At 57.4% G+C, this 14,986-nt stretch carries 14 protein-coding genes; 5 read left to right on the top strand and 9 right to left on the bottom strand.

The genetic code is table 11. From position 1 onward, the window contains the following. The first annotated feature begins 63 nt into the window (after positions 1-63). On the top strand, positions 64-2,301 hold the full coding sequence (locus OHL22_RS06890; protein ID WP_263334728.1) for an elongation factor G: 2,238 nt from the start codon (positions 64-66) through the stop codon (positions 2,299-2,301). Between the two features lie 61 nt (positions 2,302-2,362). On the opposite strand, the gene OHL22_RS06885 is transcribed toward OHL22_RS06890, so the two are convergent. Continuing rightward, positions 2,363-2,821, bottom strand: a complete 459-nt coding sequence (locus tag OHL22_RS06885; RefSeq protein WP_263334725.1) for a PA2169 family four-helix-bundle protein — start codon at positions 2,819-2,821, stop codon at positions 2,363-2,365. 178 nt (positions 2,822-2,999) lie between these two features. Further along, entirely contained in the window at positions 3,000-3,893 is an 894-nt protein-coding gene (gene bla, locus OHL22_RS06880) for a class A beta-lactamase (RefSeq protein WP_263334723.1), read from the bottom strand. A 101-nt stretch (positions 3,894-3,994) separates the two neighbouring features. Here bla and OHL22_RS06875 point away from each other — a divergent pair, with 101 nt between their 5' ends. Continuing rightward, positions 3,995-5,545, top strand: a complete 1,551-nt coding sequence (locus OHL22_RS06875; protein WP_263334720.1) for a TolC family protein — start codon at positions 3,995-3,997, stop codon at positions 5,543-5,545. A gap of 55 nt (positions 5,546-5,600) precedes the next feature. On the opposite strand, the gene OHL22_RS06870 is transcribed toward OHL22_RS06875, so the two are convergent. After that, entirely contained in the window at positions 5,601-7,214 is a 1,614-nt protein-coding gene (locus OHL22_RS06870) for an ArnT family glycosyltransferase (RefSeq protein WP_263334718.1), read from the bottom strand. 86 nt (positions 7,215-7,300) lie between these two features. Here OHL22_RS06870 and OHL22_RS06865 point away from each other — a divergent pair, with 86 nt between their 5' ends. The 3 genes from OHL22_RS06865 (at position 7,301) to rbsK (ending at position 9,865) form a co-directional block, all read left to right on the top strand. Next, positions 7,301-7,687 (top strand): hypothetical protein, encoded by a 387-nt coding sequence (locus OHL22_RS06865; protein ID WP_263334716.1) that lies wholly within the window; start codon positions 7,301-7,303, stop codon positions 7,685-7,687. A gap of 174 nt (positions 7,688-7,861) precedes the next feature. Then, positions 7,862-8,860 (top strand): GRP family sugar transporter, encoded by a 999-nt coding sequence (locus OHL22_RS06860; RefSeq protein ID WP_263334713.1) that lies wholly within the window; start codon positions 7,862-7,864, stop codon positions 8,858-8,860. An 81-nt stretch (positions 8,861-8,941) separates the two neighbouring features. After that, complete coding sequence (gene rbsK, locus OHL22_RS06855; protein ID WP_263334712.1) at positions 8,942-9,865, top strand: ribokinase; 924 nt, start codon at positions 8,942-8,944, stop codon at positions 9,863-9,865. A gap of 408 nt (positions 9,866-10,273) precedes the next feature. On the opposite strand, the gene vapC is transcribed toward rbsK, so the two are convergent. The 6 genes from vapC to OHL22_RS06825 form a co-directional block, all read right to left on the bottom strand. Then, a complete protein-coding gene (gene vapC, locus OHL22_RS06850) occupies positions 10,274-10,702 on the bottom strand; it encodes a type II toxin-antitoxin system tRNA(fMet)-specific endonuclease VapC (protein ID WP_263334709.1) in 429 nt (142 codons plus the stop codon). Further along, positions 10,702-10,929, bottom strand: coding sequence for an antitoxin (locus tag OHL22_RS06845; protein WP_263334707.1), 228 nt, complete (start codon positions 10,927-10,929; stop codon positions 10,702-10,704). The genes vapC and OHL22_RS06845 overlap by 1 nt, the downstream gene beginning before the upstream one ends. 377 nt (positions 10,930-11,306) lie before the next feature. Further along, complete coding sequence (locus tag OHL22_RS06840; protein WP_263334705.1) at positions 11,307-11,711, bottom strand: hypothetical protein; 405 nt, start codon at positions 11,709-11,711, stop codon at positions 11,307-11,309. Positions 11,712-12,135: 424 nt separating this feature from the next. Continuing rightward, complete coding sequence (locus OHL22_RS06835) at positions 12,136-13,314, bottom strand: glutathionylspermidine synthase family protein (RefSeq protein ID WP_263334702.1); 1,179 nt, start codon at positions 13,312-13,314, stop codon at positions 12,136-12,138. Beyond that, positions 13,314-13,595 carry a hypothetical protein gene (locus OHL22_RS06830; protein WP_263334700.1) on the bottom strand — a complete coding sequence of 94 codons (282 nt, stop codon included), beginning with the start codon at positions 13,593-13,595 and terminating at the stop codon, positions 13,314-13,316. The genes OHL22_RS06835 and OHL22_RS06830 overlap by 1 nt, the downstream gene beginning before the upstream one ends. Positions 13,596-13,675: 80 nt before the next feature. Further along, the gene (locus OHL22_RS06825; RefSeq protein WP_263334697.1) at positions 13,676-14,965 is read right to left on the bottom strand and encodes a PP2C family protein-serine/threonine phosphatase; all 1,290 of its coding nucleotides are present in this window, start codon (positions 14,963-14,965) and stop codon (positions 13,676-13,678) included. Positions 14,966-14,986: the final 21 nt, after the last annotated feature.

Here is a 14,986-nt window from a genome sequence, read left to right as displayed (position 1 = left end):
GCATGAACGGTCATCGCTGCTGAAGCGGCTGTCTTTATTTCTTTTCCCCCAAGGAGAGATTGCATGAAAACGTACCAGGGAAGTGAGATCCGCAACGTAGCTGTAGTGGGGCATGCGCGCAGTGGCAAGACCACGATGATTGCCGCGCTGCTGCATGCCGCAAAAATGACGAATACACAGGGCCGTGTGGCCGATGGATCGGCAGTGACTGCGTACGACGAGGAAGAGATTGCCCGCGGCACTACGATGCAAAATGCAGTGGCGTTCGCCGAGTGGCAGGGCGTAAAGGTAAATCTGATCGACACGCCAGGCTTTCATATGTTTTCCCATGAGTCGCGTGCGGCAATGCTGCCGGCAGAGGCTGCGATGGTGCTGGTAAATGCGCAGAACGGCGTGGAAGCAGTAACGGAGCGGGTCTGGAGATTTGCCGAAGAGGCGAATCTGCCGCGCTTCGTGGTGCTGAATCAGATGGATTCTCCACGTGCCGGTGGCAGTGGTGGGCTCGCGGCGTTGATGGAAGATCTGCACGACCGCTGGGGACGAACATGCGTGCCGGTGCAGTTGCCGATCACCGGGCCTGAGGGATTTCAGGGCGTTGTGGATCTGGTGACGATGCAGGCATTTTTCTATGAGCCGAATGGAAGCGGCTCGGGAAGAATCGCGGAGATTCCGGCACATATGATGCCGCAGGCCAAGGCAGCGCATGAGGCGCTGGTGGAGCTGGTGGCCGAGGGCAAAGACGAGCTCATGGAGGAGTTCTTTGCCGAGGGCACGATCCCAGAGCAGCATCTGATTACAGCTCTGCATGAGGCGATTCGTGAGGATCGAATTTTCCCGGTGCTGTTCGCAAGCGGCGAGACGAATATTGCGACGGATCATCTGCTGGACTTCATCAAAGTATATGCACCGGCAGCCGCTGAACGCACAGCAATGGCGGTGATGAGCGCTGCGAATGGAGTGATGGAGGCGGTAGCCGCCGGCAATGGCGGCAATAGTGTCGCTACTGCTTCGAACGGGCATACTGAAGGAGAGCCTTCGGGTTACGGCACAGGTCTCGGCAACGGTCGCGGCATGGACAAAAGCGACAGCGGCATTATGCTGCGATCAGTCGATGACCATGAGCCGGTAGCGATCTTTGTGTACAAGACAATGAGTGACCCATTTGCTGGGCGCATCAGTTTCTTCAAAGTGGTAAGCGGCGTGGTGAAGACGGATATGTGTCTTGAGAACTACGCGCGCAAAGGGCAGGAGAAGCTAAGCCATCTGAGCGTGATGCAAGGACGCAAGGCAGTTGAGGTACCGGAGCTGCATGCAGGCGATCTGGGCGCCGTCGCGAAGCTGCGCGACACCTTCACCGGCGACACGCTGGGGCAGAAGGGCAGCGAGATTCGCGTGGAGCTCTATGAGATGCCCGAGCCTTCGATGACCTACGCAATCGAACCGAAGACGCGCGCCGATGAAGACAAACTGGCCGGCGCACTGCACAAAATCATGGAAGAAGATCAGCTCGTGCGTTTCTTCCGTGATGCCGAGACGCATGAATTTCTCGTGGCAGGTTCTGGCCAACAGCACATTGAGGCGATTGTCTCGAAGCTGAAGCGGCGTTACAACACGCAGGTGACACTGAAAGCTCCCAAAGTGCCTTATCGCGAGACCATTCGCGGCAAGGCCGATGCGCAAGGGAGACACAAGAAGCAGTCAGGCGGTCACGGGCAGTTTGGCGACTGCAAGGTGCGCTTTGAGCCCTTGCCGCGCGGCGCGGGATTCGAGTTTGCCAGTGAAATATTTGGCGGGTCGATTCCGAGGCAGTATGTGCCGGCGGTCGAGAAAGGCATCATCGAGACAGCGCTACGCGGATATCTCGCAGGCTACCCAATGGTGGACTTCAAGGCGACGGTGTATGACGGTAGCTATCACGAGGTCGACTCGAACGAGCTGTCGTTCAAGGTGGCGGGGCGATTGGCTTTTCGCAAGGCGATGGAACAGGCGCGGCCATGCCTGCTCGAGCCAATCATGAAGGTCGAAGTCGAGGCTCCAGAGGAGTTTGCCGGAGCGCTCATGGGCGACATGAACGGACGGCGCGGACGTGTGCAGGGTATGAATCCGCGCGGCAAGTCGACAGTGATTGAGGCGGAGGTGCCGATGGCCGAGATGTTGAGCTACGGCACGATACTGACCTCTCTGACGCAGGGACGCGGCAGCTTCCACATGGAGCTGAAGCATTACGATGTGGTGCCGCAGGCTGTAGCCGAGAAAATTCTGGCTACGGCGAAGAAGCCTGTGGAGACGGAAGAAGAATAGATCGCCAAGTGAAACAAAGATGCCCATGTCAGGTGTTCCTGGCATGGGCATTTTTATTGAGTTAACCGCGGGCGAGCAGCGCCGCTTCGATCTGGTCGTGAACGGCTTCGAGATGTGTGCCCTGGTTTACGAGGATCTGGCGTACGGGCAGGGGTAGCTCATAGCCGAGCGCTTCATTGTAGGTTTGCAGCGTGTCGCGGGTTGCTTCTTCTGCAGTCGTGAGCAGCGCTTTGTCTCCGCCCCCAAGCTTGTTCTTGAGCTCACCCCAGATGCGGAGCAGTGTGCCGTTGGCTGTGCCGTGAGTCTCGATATCGCGGACGCCTTCAATATGGAGATCGGCTTCAAGCTCTCCACGGAATCTGGCTTGTTCGAGCGATTCGGCAAGGAAAAAAGTTTTAAGGGCTTCATCTTGCATGGATTCGCCAATGGATTGAAATCCCTGCTGTCCGTCAATGAGTGCTTTGATGATGTTTTGCAGCGCGTATTCCTGATTTTGCAGGGTCGTCGATGGATGTGACATTAGGTCCTCTCATTGTTGTTGCGCCTCGATCGCGCGACATGCAGACAAGTTGTACGCCCGATACGAAGCACGATGGATAGGAAGCGCGATGGCGGACTACTGTTGCTTGCGATACGTTTTCAACCGCAAGACCACCAGGAAACGGCGAGTCCGAACGAAAAGTGCGTTCAAAATTGCGCTAAACGTAGCCTTCGGCGTTTTCTCTTTGTGCGACTGCGGCGTCGTAGGCAACCCGGACGATCGTTGCGATCGCCTCGTCGCGAATCCGCTCGTCGGCGGTCGAGTCGGTGACGAAGACGGCAATGGCGAGTTGCCGCCCGTCTGGCAGGGTGATGAGACCGATGTCATTGGTCGCGGCCGCAAGGCCGTTATCGACATCGGAGGTTCCCGATTTGTGAGCCACAGGCGTACCGGCGGGGAGATCGCCGCTGAGGCGTGTGGACAACCGCGAAGTTTTCATCCAGTCGATGAGCAGCGCCGTGTGTTCCGGGGTGAGCGGAGATGTATCGGCGATACGGCGCAGCAGAGCCACGGCGCCTGCGGGCTCAAACCAGTTGCGATATTGCAACGGTTTGTCGCGATGCAAAGCGGCCTCACCATCGCGCAGGTGAAATCCGCGAACGCCGAGAGACGCAATGTAGGCGTTGGCTGCCTCAGCGCCGCCGATTTTTCGCAGGACGATATCGGCGGCCACGTTGTCGCTCAGAGAGACGGACAGGCGAAGGAGCTCGCGCAGAGGCACATCGGTGTTGGCGTCGGGATACTTGTCCTGTAACGGGCTGTAGGCGTGCGGGATACGGTCTTCTGGACGAAAGCGGACAGGCATATCGAGAGAGAACTTGCCCTGCTCGACCTGGTGCAAGGCAACGATTGCCAGCGGCAGCTTGAAGACGGATTGCATCGGCGGATGAGCATGTGGGTCGAGGTCGCAGTTGAGCTGCGATTGCGGGAGCGAGCAGGCGACCGACACCTTACCGTGGGCGGCGAGAGCGGCAGCCCGAATCTGTTGCTGCACGGCAGTTTGTGCGGCGACGGGAAGGACAGAAATTGCGAGAAGTATGGCGAGGCGCATCCCAAGAAGTATAAGAAGAACGGACGCTAAGTGACGGGATTGGGCAGGGTGCTTGAACGGGCTGAGGCCTTAGCGGTTTATGAGAAATCGCTCGGAAATCGATGAATCCGAGAATCCTGGCGGCGGATTTTTCATCTGAGACAATGATGTTTATGCACGAGACAGGTCTGACATTGCGCCGGAAGGCGGTGTTTGTGGCAGGAATCTGCGCCGCGGGACTATCCGGCGTCGGGTTGCTTGCCTCTGTAGCTGCCATGGCGCAGAACGCCAACCTGCCGTCTAATCCAAATCCGAACCCCAGCTCTCTGTCGAGCCCCTATTACGGCAGTGTTACGCTCAAGCCTGCTACGGATGAGGTGTTGAAGTTGTCGCTGGACGATGCGGTGCAGCGGGGACTCGGAACCAATCTCGGGCTGCGCGAAGCCGAGATGAGTGAAAAGAACCTGCACGGCGAGGAAAACGAGGCACTGCAATACTTTTTGCCAACGATCACTGTGACAGGCAACACCGGATACAACGAGTACAACCTGGTGGCCTTGGGTTTCAGTTCGGGTGTGGTGAAAAAGTTCAGCTCGTTGATTCCCGCGTCGGGTACAACCACGTTTTCGACCATTACCAAAGCCGACGTGACGCAGGGGCAGATCAACTACACGCAAACGCTGTTTTCCGGACCGGTAATCGATGGCTATCGCGCGGTGCGGGCGGCGGAAAAGTCCGCTTATTACGCGAAGATGTCGGCCCGCGGCGAGGTGGTGCAGCGCGTAGCGACGGCCTATCTGGCGATCATTGCCGATCAGGCCGACGTGGCGAATGCCAAGGCGCTGCTCGATGCCGATAAGGTGCTGGCCGATCAGGCGCATGACAAGCATGTCGCCGGTGTGGCGGCGAATCTGGATGAGTTGCGAGCGCGTGTGCAGTATCAGCAGCAGGAGCAGACAGTCATTGCCGCGCAGAACCGGCTTGAAAAGGCCGAGATTCTGCTGAAGCGCGAGATCGGTATCACGCCGGGACAGAAGATCGAACTGACCGATCCGAATCCTTACTGCGATCTGGCCACGCGATCAATCGATGATCTGAAGACCGAAGCGTATACAAACCGCCAGGATTACCAGAACACTCAGTACGAACAGAAAGAAGCCCGGATGGAACTGGGCGCGACGAAGCAGGAACGGCTGCCGACGCTGAAATTCAACGGCAACTATGGTGTGACGGATGTTACCGGAGCCGGTGCCCACGGAACTCTGCTGGCAATGGGTACGCTGTCTTTCCCGATCTTCCGCGAAGCTTCGCTGCGCGGCGACAGTACTGCCGCACGGGCACAGCTTGACCAGGTGAATCAACAACTCGACGAGTTGCGCGGGCGAATTGATCAGCAGGTGCGCTCCTCGGTTCTGGACGTGAACGCGGCGCACGAGCTGGTTGCGGTAGCACAGTCAAACGTCGATCTGGCGAAGCAGTCGCTCTCGGATGAGACAGATCGCTTCCGGTCGGGCGTCGACGATACGCTGCCACTGGTGCAGGCGCAGGCGACGCTGCAAAGCGCGCAGAGCAATCTGGTGCAGAGCTTGTATCAGTACAACGTAGCCAAGCTTGGGCTGGCGCGCAGCACAGGCGTACTTGAGCTGCAGTACCGGAGTTATCTGGGAAAATAAGAAATCTCGATCACAGCGAAGAGGCGGCTGCGGCCGCCTTTTTTATTGCTCCGCACTAATCCACATCGATCGTGAATTTGTCGTCCGGCAGCTGGACTTTGAGATTCTGCTTATCAGGGTCGCGCGCCCCTCCATTGGGCAGCGGATGCATCTTGAGCAGGTAAAGCATGTTGCGATCGGGGTCGTCGAAGGCGGGGAAGCTGCCGGCCTGTTCGAGCGAATCGTGGACATGCAGATCTTCGAGTGTGTCAGGATCGAGATCGTCCCACGTGGCGTACCAGCCTGGCTGATAGCGGGCGATCTTGGCAGGCAGATCGATGGTGCTGAAGTCGTCGCAAAGTGATGGAAGATGAGTTATCAGCGTGATTTCATCGCCGCTGATCGACAGCAGGATGCGGTTGCCATTGGGGTGCTCGTCGATGTAATTGGTCAGGTTCTGCGCCGCGGCTATCCAGGTGTACTGAGGATGAATCGCGTAGCGGATAGTCCAGAGTGTGTTGAATGCGGCGGTCGCCAGAGCAACCGTGAGTGCGGCCAATCCAAGATTGCGCGCAGACAACGGATTGAGCGAACGATGCGCGTACGAGAGCTGAGCGATGACCCGCGCCACGATAATGAAACAGAAGAAAGCGACCACCACGAAATAACGCGGCTGCGGATGGTTCTGGTAGGCCATGAAGCCGATGTAGCCGAAGGCGGCGAGTACAGAGCCGGTGCAGAGCGGGTCGGACCAGAAACCCGCAGTCCAGCGCTCCGAGCGTATCTGGCGGGGCTCACGACGATGCGCAATCGTGTGCGTAATCGCGATGACGACCAGAGCGCCCGAGAGCGGAATCAGGATGATATCGGCCCAGAGCGCGCCGTGGAAGGCCCACCATGCGCTCATGACGTGCCCGTAGAAGTCGTGCGGCCTTTTATAGCTGTTAATGAAGAAGAGATATTTGTAGTCGGCAAAGAGGCCATTGCTGACCACCAGGTACATCCAGATGCAGAAGCTGATGGCAGCCGAGCCACCGGCCGCAGCCAGCAGGCGAAACATTCTTTCCTTCTCACGCCAGAAGGGCTGGGCAATGGTCCACGCCAGGGCTGGCAGCAGAAAGAGAGCGGTGGTCTTGGTGAGCATCATCGCTGTGAAAAGCAGGCCGATGAGCGCTCCGATGGCTTCCGGATGACGGAATCGCGACAGGCGAACCGACAAATTCATCGCGCTCAGAGTCAGGCACAGCAGCAGTGGTTCCAGCAGGGCAAGGCGGCTGAAGCAGTAGAGGAACGGACTGGTGACGAGGAAAGTGACCGCAAGCAGGCCAGCCCAGCGGGGTCCGCGATCACGGAAGAGCTTGTAGGAGAGGAAGAGGTTGACGAAGAAGATGGCGACCGCGAGTCCGCGGGCAGCCTGGATGGTGACGCCAGTGGCGAAAAAGATAATCCACAGCAGAAATGGCCAGACGGGCAAGGCTGCAGCTGGGTTGAAGTCGCCTGGAATGTACCAGTTGCCAAAGAGATGAGCGCGAATGGCGGCGTTCCCGTACCAACCCTCGTCCGTATACTTGGACCAGTCTTCCCACGGGGAAAAATTAGGAAAATCGGCGCGCAGATGCCAGGCATGCAGGGCCGCCATAACAACCAGAAAGGCGATCCAGAGTGGATAACTGAAACGTTTGAGCGGCATCCTGCGGGCGGTCTCCAAAAGCTTTCTGTTGAAAATGTACCGGGGATGGAGCGTTAAGTGGAGTATATAAGGGAGCTTTCACCACGATGTTTATCGGTGACGAATTGATGGAGATACAGACAACAACCTTGTACCGGCCAGTAGGTCGAAAAGAACTGGAGCTGATCGCGATAAGCGGGTTTCAGGCGTTTCCGCCTCGGCTGGAGCATCAGCCGATCTTTTACCCGGTGTTGACGGAGGAATATGCGGACTTCATTGCGCGCGAGTGGAACACGAAAGATGAAGCCTCTGGATTTGACGGATTTGTTACCCGCTTTTCTGTGAAGACCGACTATCTAAGCCAGTTTGACGTGCAGAAGGTCGGTTCGCGTGAGGCACTCGAGTATTGGATTCCGGCCGAGCGGATGGATGAATTCAATGCACAGATCATCGGTCCCATCGAAGTAATCCGATCATTCGAAAAACATCCCTAAGCCTTGAAAGCTTGCTGCCCTTCATGCACCCGTGCCAGCCCAGCTCAGGAAGCGAACTGGCCATTAAGCCCGCATAAACATCAGGCCCAGCCTAAATCCGTCATCGAAATTCAACATGCTCCAACCCCAATGCATTAAGATTCCGCCACAACGCATCTAGCGTAAGGCGAGCCCATGTATCAGCCCGAATCCTACGCCGTAGCCCTGGCCTTCATGATCGTCACCATGCTGTGCTGGGGCTCCTGGGCCAACACTCTCAAGCTCACCCCCGGCTATCGCTTCCAGCTCTTCTACTGGGACTACGTCGTAGGCCTCATTCTGGGCGCACTCCTCTTCGGTTTCACTCTCGGCAGCATCGGCAACACCGGCCTGCCCTTCCTCGCAGACCTCCATCACGCCAGCAGTAGTAGCATTGAGTGGGCGCTCATCGCCGGCATCGACTTCAACATCGCCAACCTGCTCCTCGTCGCCGCCATCGACATCGCTGGCCTCGCCGTCGCTTTCCCCATCGGTATCGGCATCGCCCTCGTCGTCGGAGCAGTCACCAGCTACGCGCAATCACCCCAGGGCAACCCCCTCATGCTCTTCGGCGGAGTAGCTCTCGTACTCGCCGCCATTGTCTGTGACGCCCTCGCCTACCGCGCCCGCGAAAGTGCAACAGGCTCACGCCAGACCACCAGCGTCCGTGGCATCCTCATCAGCCTCATCGCCGGCCTGCTCATGGGCACCTTCTATCCCTTTGTCTCGCGCGCCATGTCAGGCTCCGACGCAGCCGGCCCTTACGCCACATCCCTCATCTTCACCCTCGGCGTCGCCCTCTGCTCCATCCCTGTGAACTACCTGCTCATGCGCAAACCCCTCGACGGCAGCGCCCCCGTAGCCATGAGCGGATACGCCGCAGCCAGGCCCTCCTGGCATCTCTGGGGAATCGTCGGCGGCCTCATATGGTGCGCCGGAGCCACCCTCAACTTCGTCGCCTCCCGCACCACCATCGTCGGCCCCGCCGTTTCCTACTCCATCGGGCAGGGTGCCACAATGGTAACGGCCGCATGGGGTGTTTTCATCTGGAAAGAGTTTTCTTCTGCACCATCCAGTGCGAAGCGCCTGCTATTTTGGATGTTCGTACTATTTCTGTTCGGTTTACTCCTGGTTGCCCTGGCTCCGTTGTACTAATCACTGCTGGACACTGTCCGCCGTGCACTGTTCACTCATCACCAGCCAGTCATTCATTCTTAAGACCAGCGAGCTTATACCATGCCATCATCCAAGCCAGTCGTCGTCGTCGGCAGCATCAACATGGATCTCGTAGCCTCCGCGCCGCATATCCCCAAGCCCGGCGAAACCATTCTCGGAACCGACTTCCAGACCCACCCCGGCGGCAAAGGAGCCAATCAGGCCGTAGCCGCAGCGCGCCTCGGCGCAAGTGTGCAAATGATAGGTCAGCTCGGTTCCGATGACATAGGCAAGCAGCTCCGCGGCGGCCTCAACATGGCCGGAGTCGATACCACGGGTGTCGGCACAGTCCAGGGCACATCCGGCGTCGCTCTCATCAGCGTCGCCGCCAGTGGCGAAAACAGCATCATCGTCGCCCAGGGAGCTAACCTCCAGGTCACGCCCGCTCATCTCGACCAGCACGCCGCCCTCATTCAAAAAGCAGGCATCGTCCTCGCCCAGCTTGAGATCCCTCTCGAAACCATCACCCACCTCGCCGATCTCTGCGCCCAGGCCAACGTCCCGCTGATGCTCGACCCGGCACCCGCGTGCAAGCTCCCCGCCGAGCTCTACAGCAAGCTCGCTTGGATCACCCCAAACGAAACCGAAGCCGCTTTCTACCTGGGCCGCGCCATCCCCGACAACGGAGCAGAAGACGCCGCGCAGCAGCTCATGAAAAAGGGAACCAAAGGCGTCATCCTAAAGCTCGGCAGCCGCGGCAGCTACTTCGCCCAGGCCAACGGCAGCGAAGTCAAAATCCAGGCCTTCAAAGTCAACGCCATCGACACCACAGCCGCAGGCGACTGCTTCAACGGAGCCTTCGCCGCCGCCCTGATGCTAGGCCAGTCCAAACTCGAAGCAGCCATGTTTGCCAGCGCAGCCAGCGCCATCTCAGTAACAAGAAAAGGCGCACAAGCCTCCATGCCAACCATGTTAGAAGTCCAGGAATTCATGGGCCGCGAATAAACGCGGCTCACTCCCGATCCAATTCTCCAAGGCGACTCGCTTCTTCAAGGAGAGCCAATTCTTCAAAGAGAATTAGCTCTCCAAAGATTTGTCATCCTGAGCGCAGCGCAGGATCTGCTTTTGCTGTTGCACTTGCTTTTCTTTCTGTCATTCCCCTTAGGGGAATCTGCTTCTAACTCACGCCACCCCATCAACGCGTCTTTGTATGAGTCTCGCCTTTGCTGTGACTCATTTCACTACCGTTGCTTTTGCCCTTGCTCTTGTCGTTGCTTTTGCAGTTGCATTCGTTCTTAAGGTAGGCCGGGGATTCATCCCCGGCACAAACCCATCAAAGCAAACGGCGCTTCAGCGCCTGAGGCGAGCTTTTCAAGCTTGTTAGCTGATTCACACCAAGAGCAAAGGGACAGGCTAACTCTGCAATTTCTTTAGGACACCGGCAGTCCAGTTCTCAAGAGCAAGTCCCTTAACCCGCCCGAACTCACGTATGTTGTTGGTAACCAGAGTGAGGCCAAGACAGCGTGCGTGCGCCGCAATCAGCAGATCATTCGCACCAATCATCGTCCCGGCAACCTTAAGCGCCGCACGAATCTCGGCGTAGTGTTGGGCTGCGTCAGCGGGATAATCGAGCACTTCGACATGCTTCAGGTATCCCTCAAGCGCGAGGCGGTCTTGGAGCTTGCGCGGAGAGACTTCCACGCCGAACATCAATTCCCCTTTGGTAATAACGGAGATGGCTAAGTCGCCCATGGAAATCGTCTGCAACCGTCGCAGGACCATCGCGTTGTTACGCTTCATGATGTAGGAGGAGATGTCCGTATCGAGCAAGTAGACCGGCATCAGAGATCCCGCTCCTGTACCGGCAGATCCTCCACGTTTTCCATGAAATCTTCGGACGCTACAGGACCGGTGGCCAGGTATTCGGACCAATCGTTTGGCCTGGGTGAAAGAATCACCTCATCGCCTTCCTTGCGAATGAATACTTCTTGTACGTTGAATTGAAACTCCTTCGGCAGGCGTACCGATTGACTGCGATTGTTCATAAAAAGCTTGGCTGTACGTTGCACGGAAGCCTCCCGCTCTGGCATATACATAAGTATATGCCAAAACCATTTTGAAGCCCTCATGCACCGGCAGATTGGTCGTTGTTTTTGCTCTTGTTTTTCTGTCTGTCATCCCCGAAGGGGATCTGCTTCTCCATGAAGAAGCCACAAGCTCTATCAACGCGTATTTGTTCTTGCACTTGCTTTTGTCTTTGCTTTCAAGGTAGACCGGGGATTCATCCCCGGCACGAAAACCAGCAAAGTAACGGGCGCTTCAGCGCCTGATGCGAGCTTTTCAACTCCCGCCACGGAAGCCGCTAGTATGACGAGATGACTGCTCGGATATTCCTGCTTTGACGTGGGGATGACAGCACGATATACGCCGCCAATTCAGCCTTAGCTTACCGTCTCTTTATCCATAATCCAGTAATTCCACCCGCAAGGACGATTACGCCTAAACCGGCGCCAATTTCTGGATGGTACGGAACCACAAGGTTGTCAATGTAGCTAAACACATTGCCGTAAATCAAAATAGAGCCAACCAGTACAGCGACAATCGAGACAAATCTCACGAAGGCCTCTTTGTTCATCTCCAGCTTTCCCTTTCGGAGCCATTTTATGTCACCAAACCAGATAATTTGGACCGTGGGGAAGAGGCCATGTGCCCCATTTTTCCAGAGCTTTTTTGCAGTAAGAGTGGGAACCGCAAAAACTAGCGACGCAGTATCCGCTGTGAGGCCTGCATTGGGCGCAGCACGCCGGACGGATACCAGCCTAAGGTGTTTTCTGGACAGCACCTTGGCCATTTATAAGAGCGATAATTCGTCGCCGCAATTCTGAATCGCTCTTGTCTGCTATCTCGCTCGACTCCCATTCCCCGTCCGCTTTTATCGAGTAAATAATCCTATCGGTGGAAGTATCGTAGATTTTGAATCGAATGCCTGTCGTGCGCGGATTTACGCGGTTACGGTAAAATTCCACGCGGAAAATGGGGTTTATCTTTGAGATAATCCGCACTATCCGTTCTTCTTGAACTCGTGGATTATCCTTTTCAGCCGCTGTATTGTTCATCGCGTCTACCCCAATTAGGCTCCGTCATAAGCGCGTCAGCACGCCGCCTAGAACTATCCAGCGCCTAGTTTTGCTCCGCGGACAGCACCAGTATATTCCTGTAGCCGAGCTAACAAAGAACCAACCGCCAAACCCAGCGACGCTTCTCGTCCGGAAGCCTCACCGAAACAAATGCGGCACAAACCGGCTGAAGTTATTCGTAACCAACCCCTCCGATTCCCGAATCCCCATCCCCGCTGGCTCGCCATCGATCAGCCAGCTCCCCAGCACTGCATAGCGCCCGTCTGCTTCCGCCAGCCGCGCCATCTCCTGGTAGACATAACCGCCATCTGCAGCAAACGCATCGCGTGAGTTAGCCGGCGCAGCAACCCCATCCTCAGCCCAGTTGCGAAACACCGTAACCCCCGCGCCCTCGCGTCCAATCAGCGGCTTGCGCACATAGTTCTGCATGTTGTGCGGCCCGTCAAGATAAGCAGGCAACAGCAGCTCATGATTCGGAAACAGCTCCCACAAAATCGCCAGCAGCGCCTTGTTCGACCAGAGCATCTTCCACGCCGGCTCAATCCACTGCACCTTGCCGCGCACCGGCTTCTGGCTCTGCGCATCCATCGTAGCGATCGCGGCATCGCCAAACCGGTCATTCAGCAGCCACTCCCACGGATACAGCTTGAACACCGTCTCCATCGGATGATTCTTCAGATCGACAAACACATGCCGTTGCGCATCCCACCCAATATCGCGCATCGCAAGCCCAACCGTCTTCAGCCCAGCCTGATGTGCAGTATCGCGCAGATACGTCACCGTCATCGCATCTTCTTCAGGCCCGTCGAAGCAGAAGTACACCGGCTCCGAAACATACGGCCCAAGATCCTTCCACTTCGCCACAAGCTTTTCGTGCAGCGAATTGAACTGGTCCGCTCCCTTGAACCGCTCCTCCAGCCAATACCACTGCGCGACAGCAGCTTCCACCAGGCAAGTCGGCGTATCCGCGTTGTACTCCAGCAGCCTGATCTTCCGCCCGTCATACGCCAGGTCCAGCCGTCCATACAGCGCCGGAGGCTCACTCACCCACGTATCGCGAATCGCCTGCTGCGCCTTCGCCGGAATATGCATCCTGTCCATCCAGCCGCGGTTGATAATCTCATCCCCCGCCGCCAGCGCCAGCCGCTGAATCTCCGCCGTAGCAGCCTCAAGCCGGTCAATCTCCGCAGCAGAAAACTCCCAGTAAGCCGACTCATCCCAGTACGGCGCGCCATTGTCGAGCGTGTGATACGTCAGCCCCACGCGTTCCACCGTGGACTGCCAGTTGCGCCGGGGCTCAATCGTATGGCGTCGCATCACTCACCCCCGCCATCGCCGCCGCCAAAGCCGCCAAACCCACCACGGCTGACACTGCCGCCAACGACCATATCGCCAATGTGGCCGCCGCTCGATCCGCCATAGATGTAGTGATAACCCGCCGAAGCATGATCCCGGCAATATTGGTCCGGCATCAACCGGTTTTGCTGATCGACACAATGCCCCGGCTGCTCATGACATCCAGTAGTTCCAACAGCGCCTACCGAAGCCAAAGCCGCGACGGCAAGAAGAGTAAGAGGTACTTCGCGAGACTTACGCATGAGGGTTGAACCGATGCTGCCAGAGTCAGCCAGTTAATTCAAGCTGCAGCTCCCGAAGCATCCTCCGTTCCGATGAACCTCTACGCACTTGCCTGTTCAGCCGTTCCCGCACTCTCAGCCGCCGTATCTTTGACCTGCGCCGCAATCAGAGTAATGTCGTCGCTCTGTTCGCCTGGATTAAACCTCCGCACCTCATCGGCAATGGCTTCTATCGTTTCGATCGCTGTTTTGCCCCGGCTGCGGCACAGCGCATCCAGCAGCCGTTGCTGCCCAAACTCCTCATCGCCGCTGAAGGCCTCCGTCACGCCATCGGTGTACAGCAGCAGAGTGTCTCCCGCATTGAGTTGACACTCTCCGATAAAGCAGTCCCACTCGGCAAACAAACCAACCAGCGTGCAGGTTGCTTCAAGCATCTCAACCCCGCCGTCCGCACGCAAAACCATACCCGGCAGATGGCCGCAGTTGGCATAGCGCAGCCGCCGCGAGCAGTCGTCATATTCCCCGAAAAACAGCGTCGCATATGAACTTTGCGCCGAGCTGGCATAGAAAAGGTCGTTAACCCGCCGCAGCATCCCCGCCGGATCGCACCCCCCACCCGCACACTGGCTGCGAACATTCGCTTGCAGATTCGCCATCAGCAGCGCCGCGGCAATGCCTTTGCCTGAAACGTCTCCCACCACCAGCCCAACCCGTCCGCCACCCAGCGACAGATAGTCGAAGTAGTCGCCACCCACATGCCGCGCCTGCAAACACAACCCCGCATATTCAAGCGTTTCAAGCTGCGGCCTGGCCTGCGGAAACAGCCGTGCCTGCACATCCCGTGCAATCTCCAGCTCCTGCGCCGCTCGCCGCTCTGCTTCCAGTTTTGTCTGCTGCTCGCGGCGCACCCCCTCGATCTCCTGATTCAGGTGAGCAGAAGTCATCAGCTCAAAATGATTGCCGTCTATGTCCTCGAAGCGCGCCAGCGTTCCTCCCCAACCGATGCTTGTTGGCGGTTGCGTAAACCGCACCCCACGCGCGCGCCAGCGATCGTATGTGCCGTGAATGTCTTCGGTGATAAAGGCCAGTTGCGTTTCCCTGCCGATCAACTTCTCTTCCGCAGATCCCGGCGTCCCGCAAAGCAGCGCCAGTATCGCGCTTCCGTTCGGGGGAGCAACCGCTATCCAGCGCGTGTTGTTCGTAAACCTCGCATCGGCCAGCAAATCAAATCCAAGCTGATTCACATAAAAATCCAGGCTGCGGTCCTGATCGTGAACAAAGATGTTGGTCTTGAAAATGCGCAGATCAGGATCCGATGCGTCGGCGCGAACGATGGCTCGTTCTGCCCCAAGCAAAGATGACGGGCGAGGCATGGCAGCGATTATAACCATCCTCTGCGCCTTCAGACGCAG

It is taken from the genome of Acidicapsa dinghuensis, from assembly GCF_025685685.1.
Taxonomy (GTDB): Bacteria; Acidobacteriota; Terriglobia; order Terriglobales; family Acidobacteriaceae; genus Acidicapsa; species Acidicapsa dinghuensis.
Note: the sequence above shows the minus strand (reverse complement) of the source record. Positions and strands in the feature narration are given on the sequence as shown.

Coding starts and splice junctions, on each gene's coding strand:
- OHL22_RS06865 (WP_263334716.1), top strand. CDS start 7,301: ATGTTTATCGGTGACGAATTGATGGAGATACAGACAACAACCTTGTAC.
- vapC (WP_263334709.1), bottom strand. CDS start 10,702: ATGCCGGTCTACTTGCTCGATACGGACATCTCCTCCTACATCATGAAG.
- OHL22_RS06830 (WP_263334700.1), bottom strand. CDS start 13,595: ATGCGTAAGTCTCGCGAAGTACCTCTTACTCTTCTTGCCGTCGCGGCT.
- bla (WP_263334723.1), bottom strand. CDS start 3,893: ATGCGCCTCGCCATACTTCTCGCAATTTCTGTCCTTCCCGTCGCCGCA.
- OHL22_RS06825 (WP_263334697.1), bottom strand. CDS start 14,965: ATGGTTATAATCGCTGCCATGCCTCGCCCGTCATCTTTGCTTGGGGCA.
- OHL22_RS06835 (WP_263334702.1), bottom strand. CDS start 13,314: ATGCGACGCCATACGATTGAGCCCCGGCGCAACTGGCAGTCCACGGTG.
- rbsK (WP_263334712.1), top strand. CDS start 8,942: ATGCCATCATCCAAGCCAGTCGTCGTCGTCGGCAGCATCAACATGGAT.
- OHL22_RS06840 (WP_263334705.1), bottom strand. CDS start 11,711: ATGGCCAAGGTGCTGTCCAGAAAACACCTTAGGCTGGTATCCGTCCGG.
- OHL22_RS06885 (WP_263334725.1), bottom strand. CDS start 2,821: ATGTCACATCCATCGACGACCCTGCAAAATCAGGAATACGCGCTGCAA.
- OHL22_RS06870 (WP_263334718.1), bottom strand. CDS start 7,214: ATGCCGCTCAAACGTTTCAGTTATCCACTCTGGATCGCCTTTCTGGTT.
- OHL22_RS06875 (WP_263334720.1), top strand. CDS start 3,995: ATGAATCCGAGAATCCTGGCGGCGGATTTTTCATCTGAGACAATGATG.
- OHL22_RS06860 (WP_263334713.1), top strand. CDS start 7,862: ATGTATCAGCCCGAATCCTACGCCGTAGCCCTGGCCTTCATGATCGTC.
- OHL22_RS06890 (WP_263334728.1), top strand. CDS start 64: ATGAAAACGTACCAGGGAAGTGAGATCCGCAACGTAGCTGTAGTGGGG.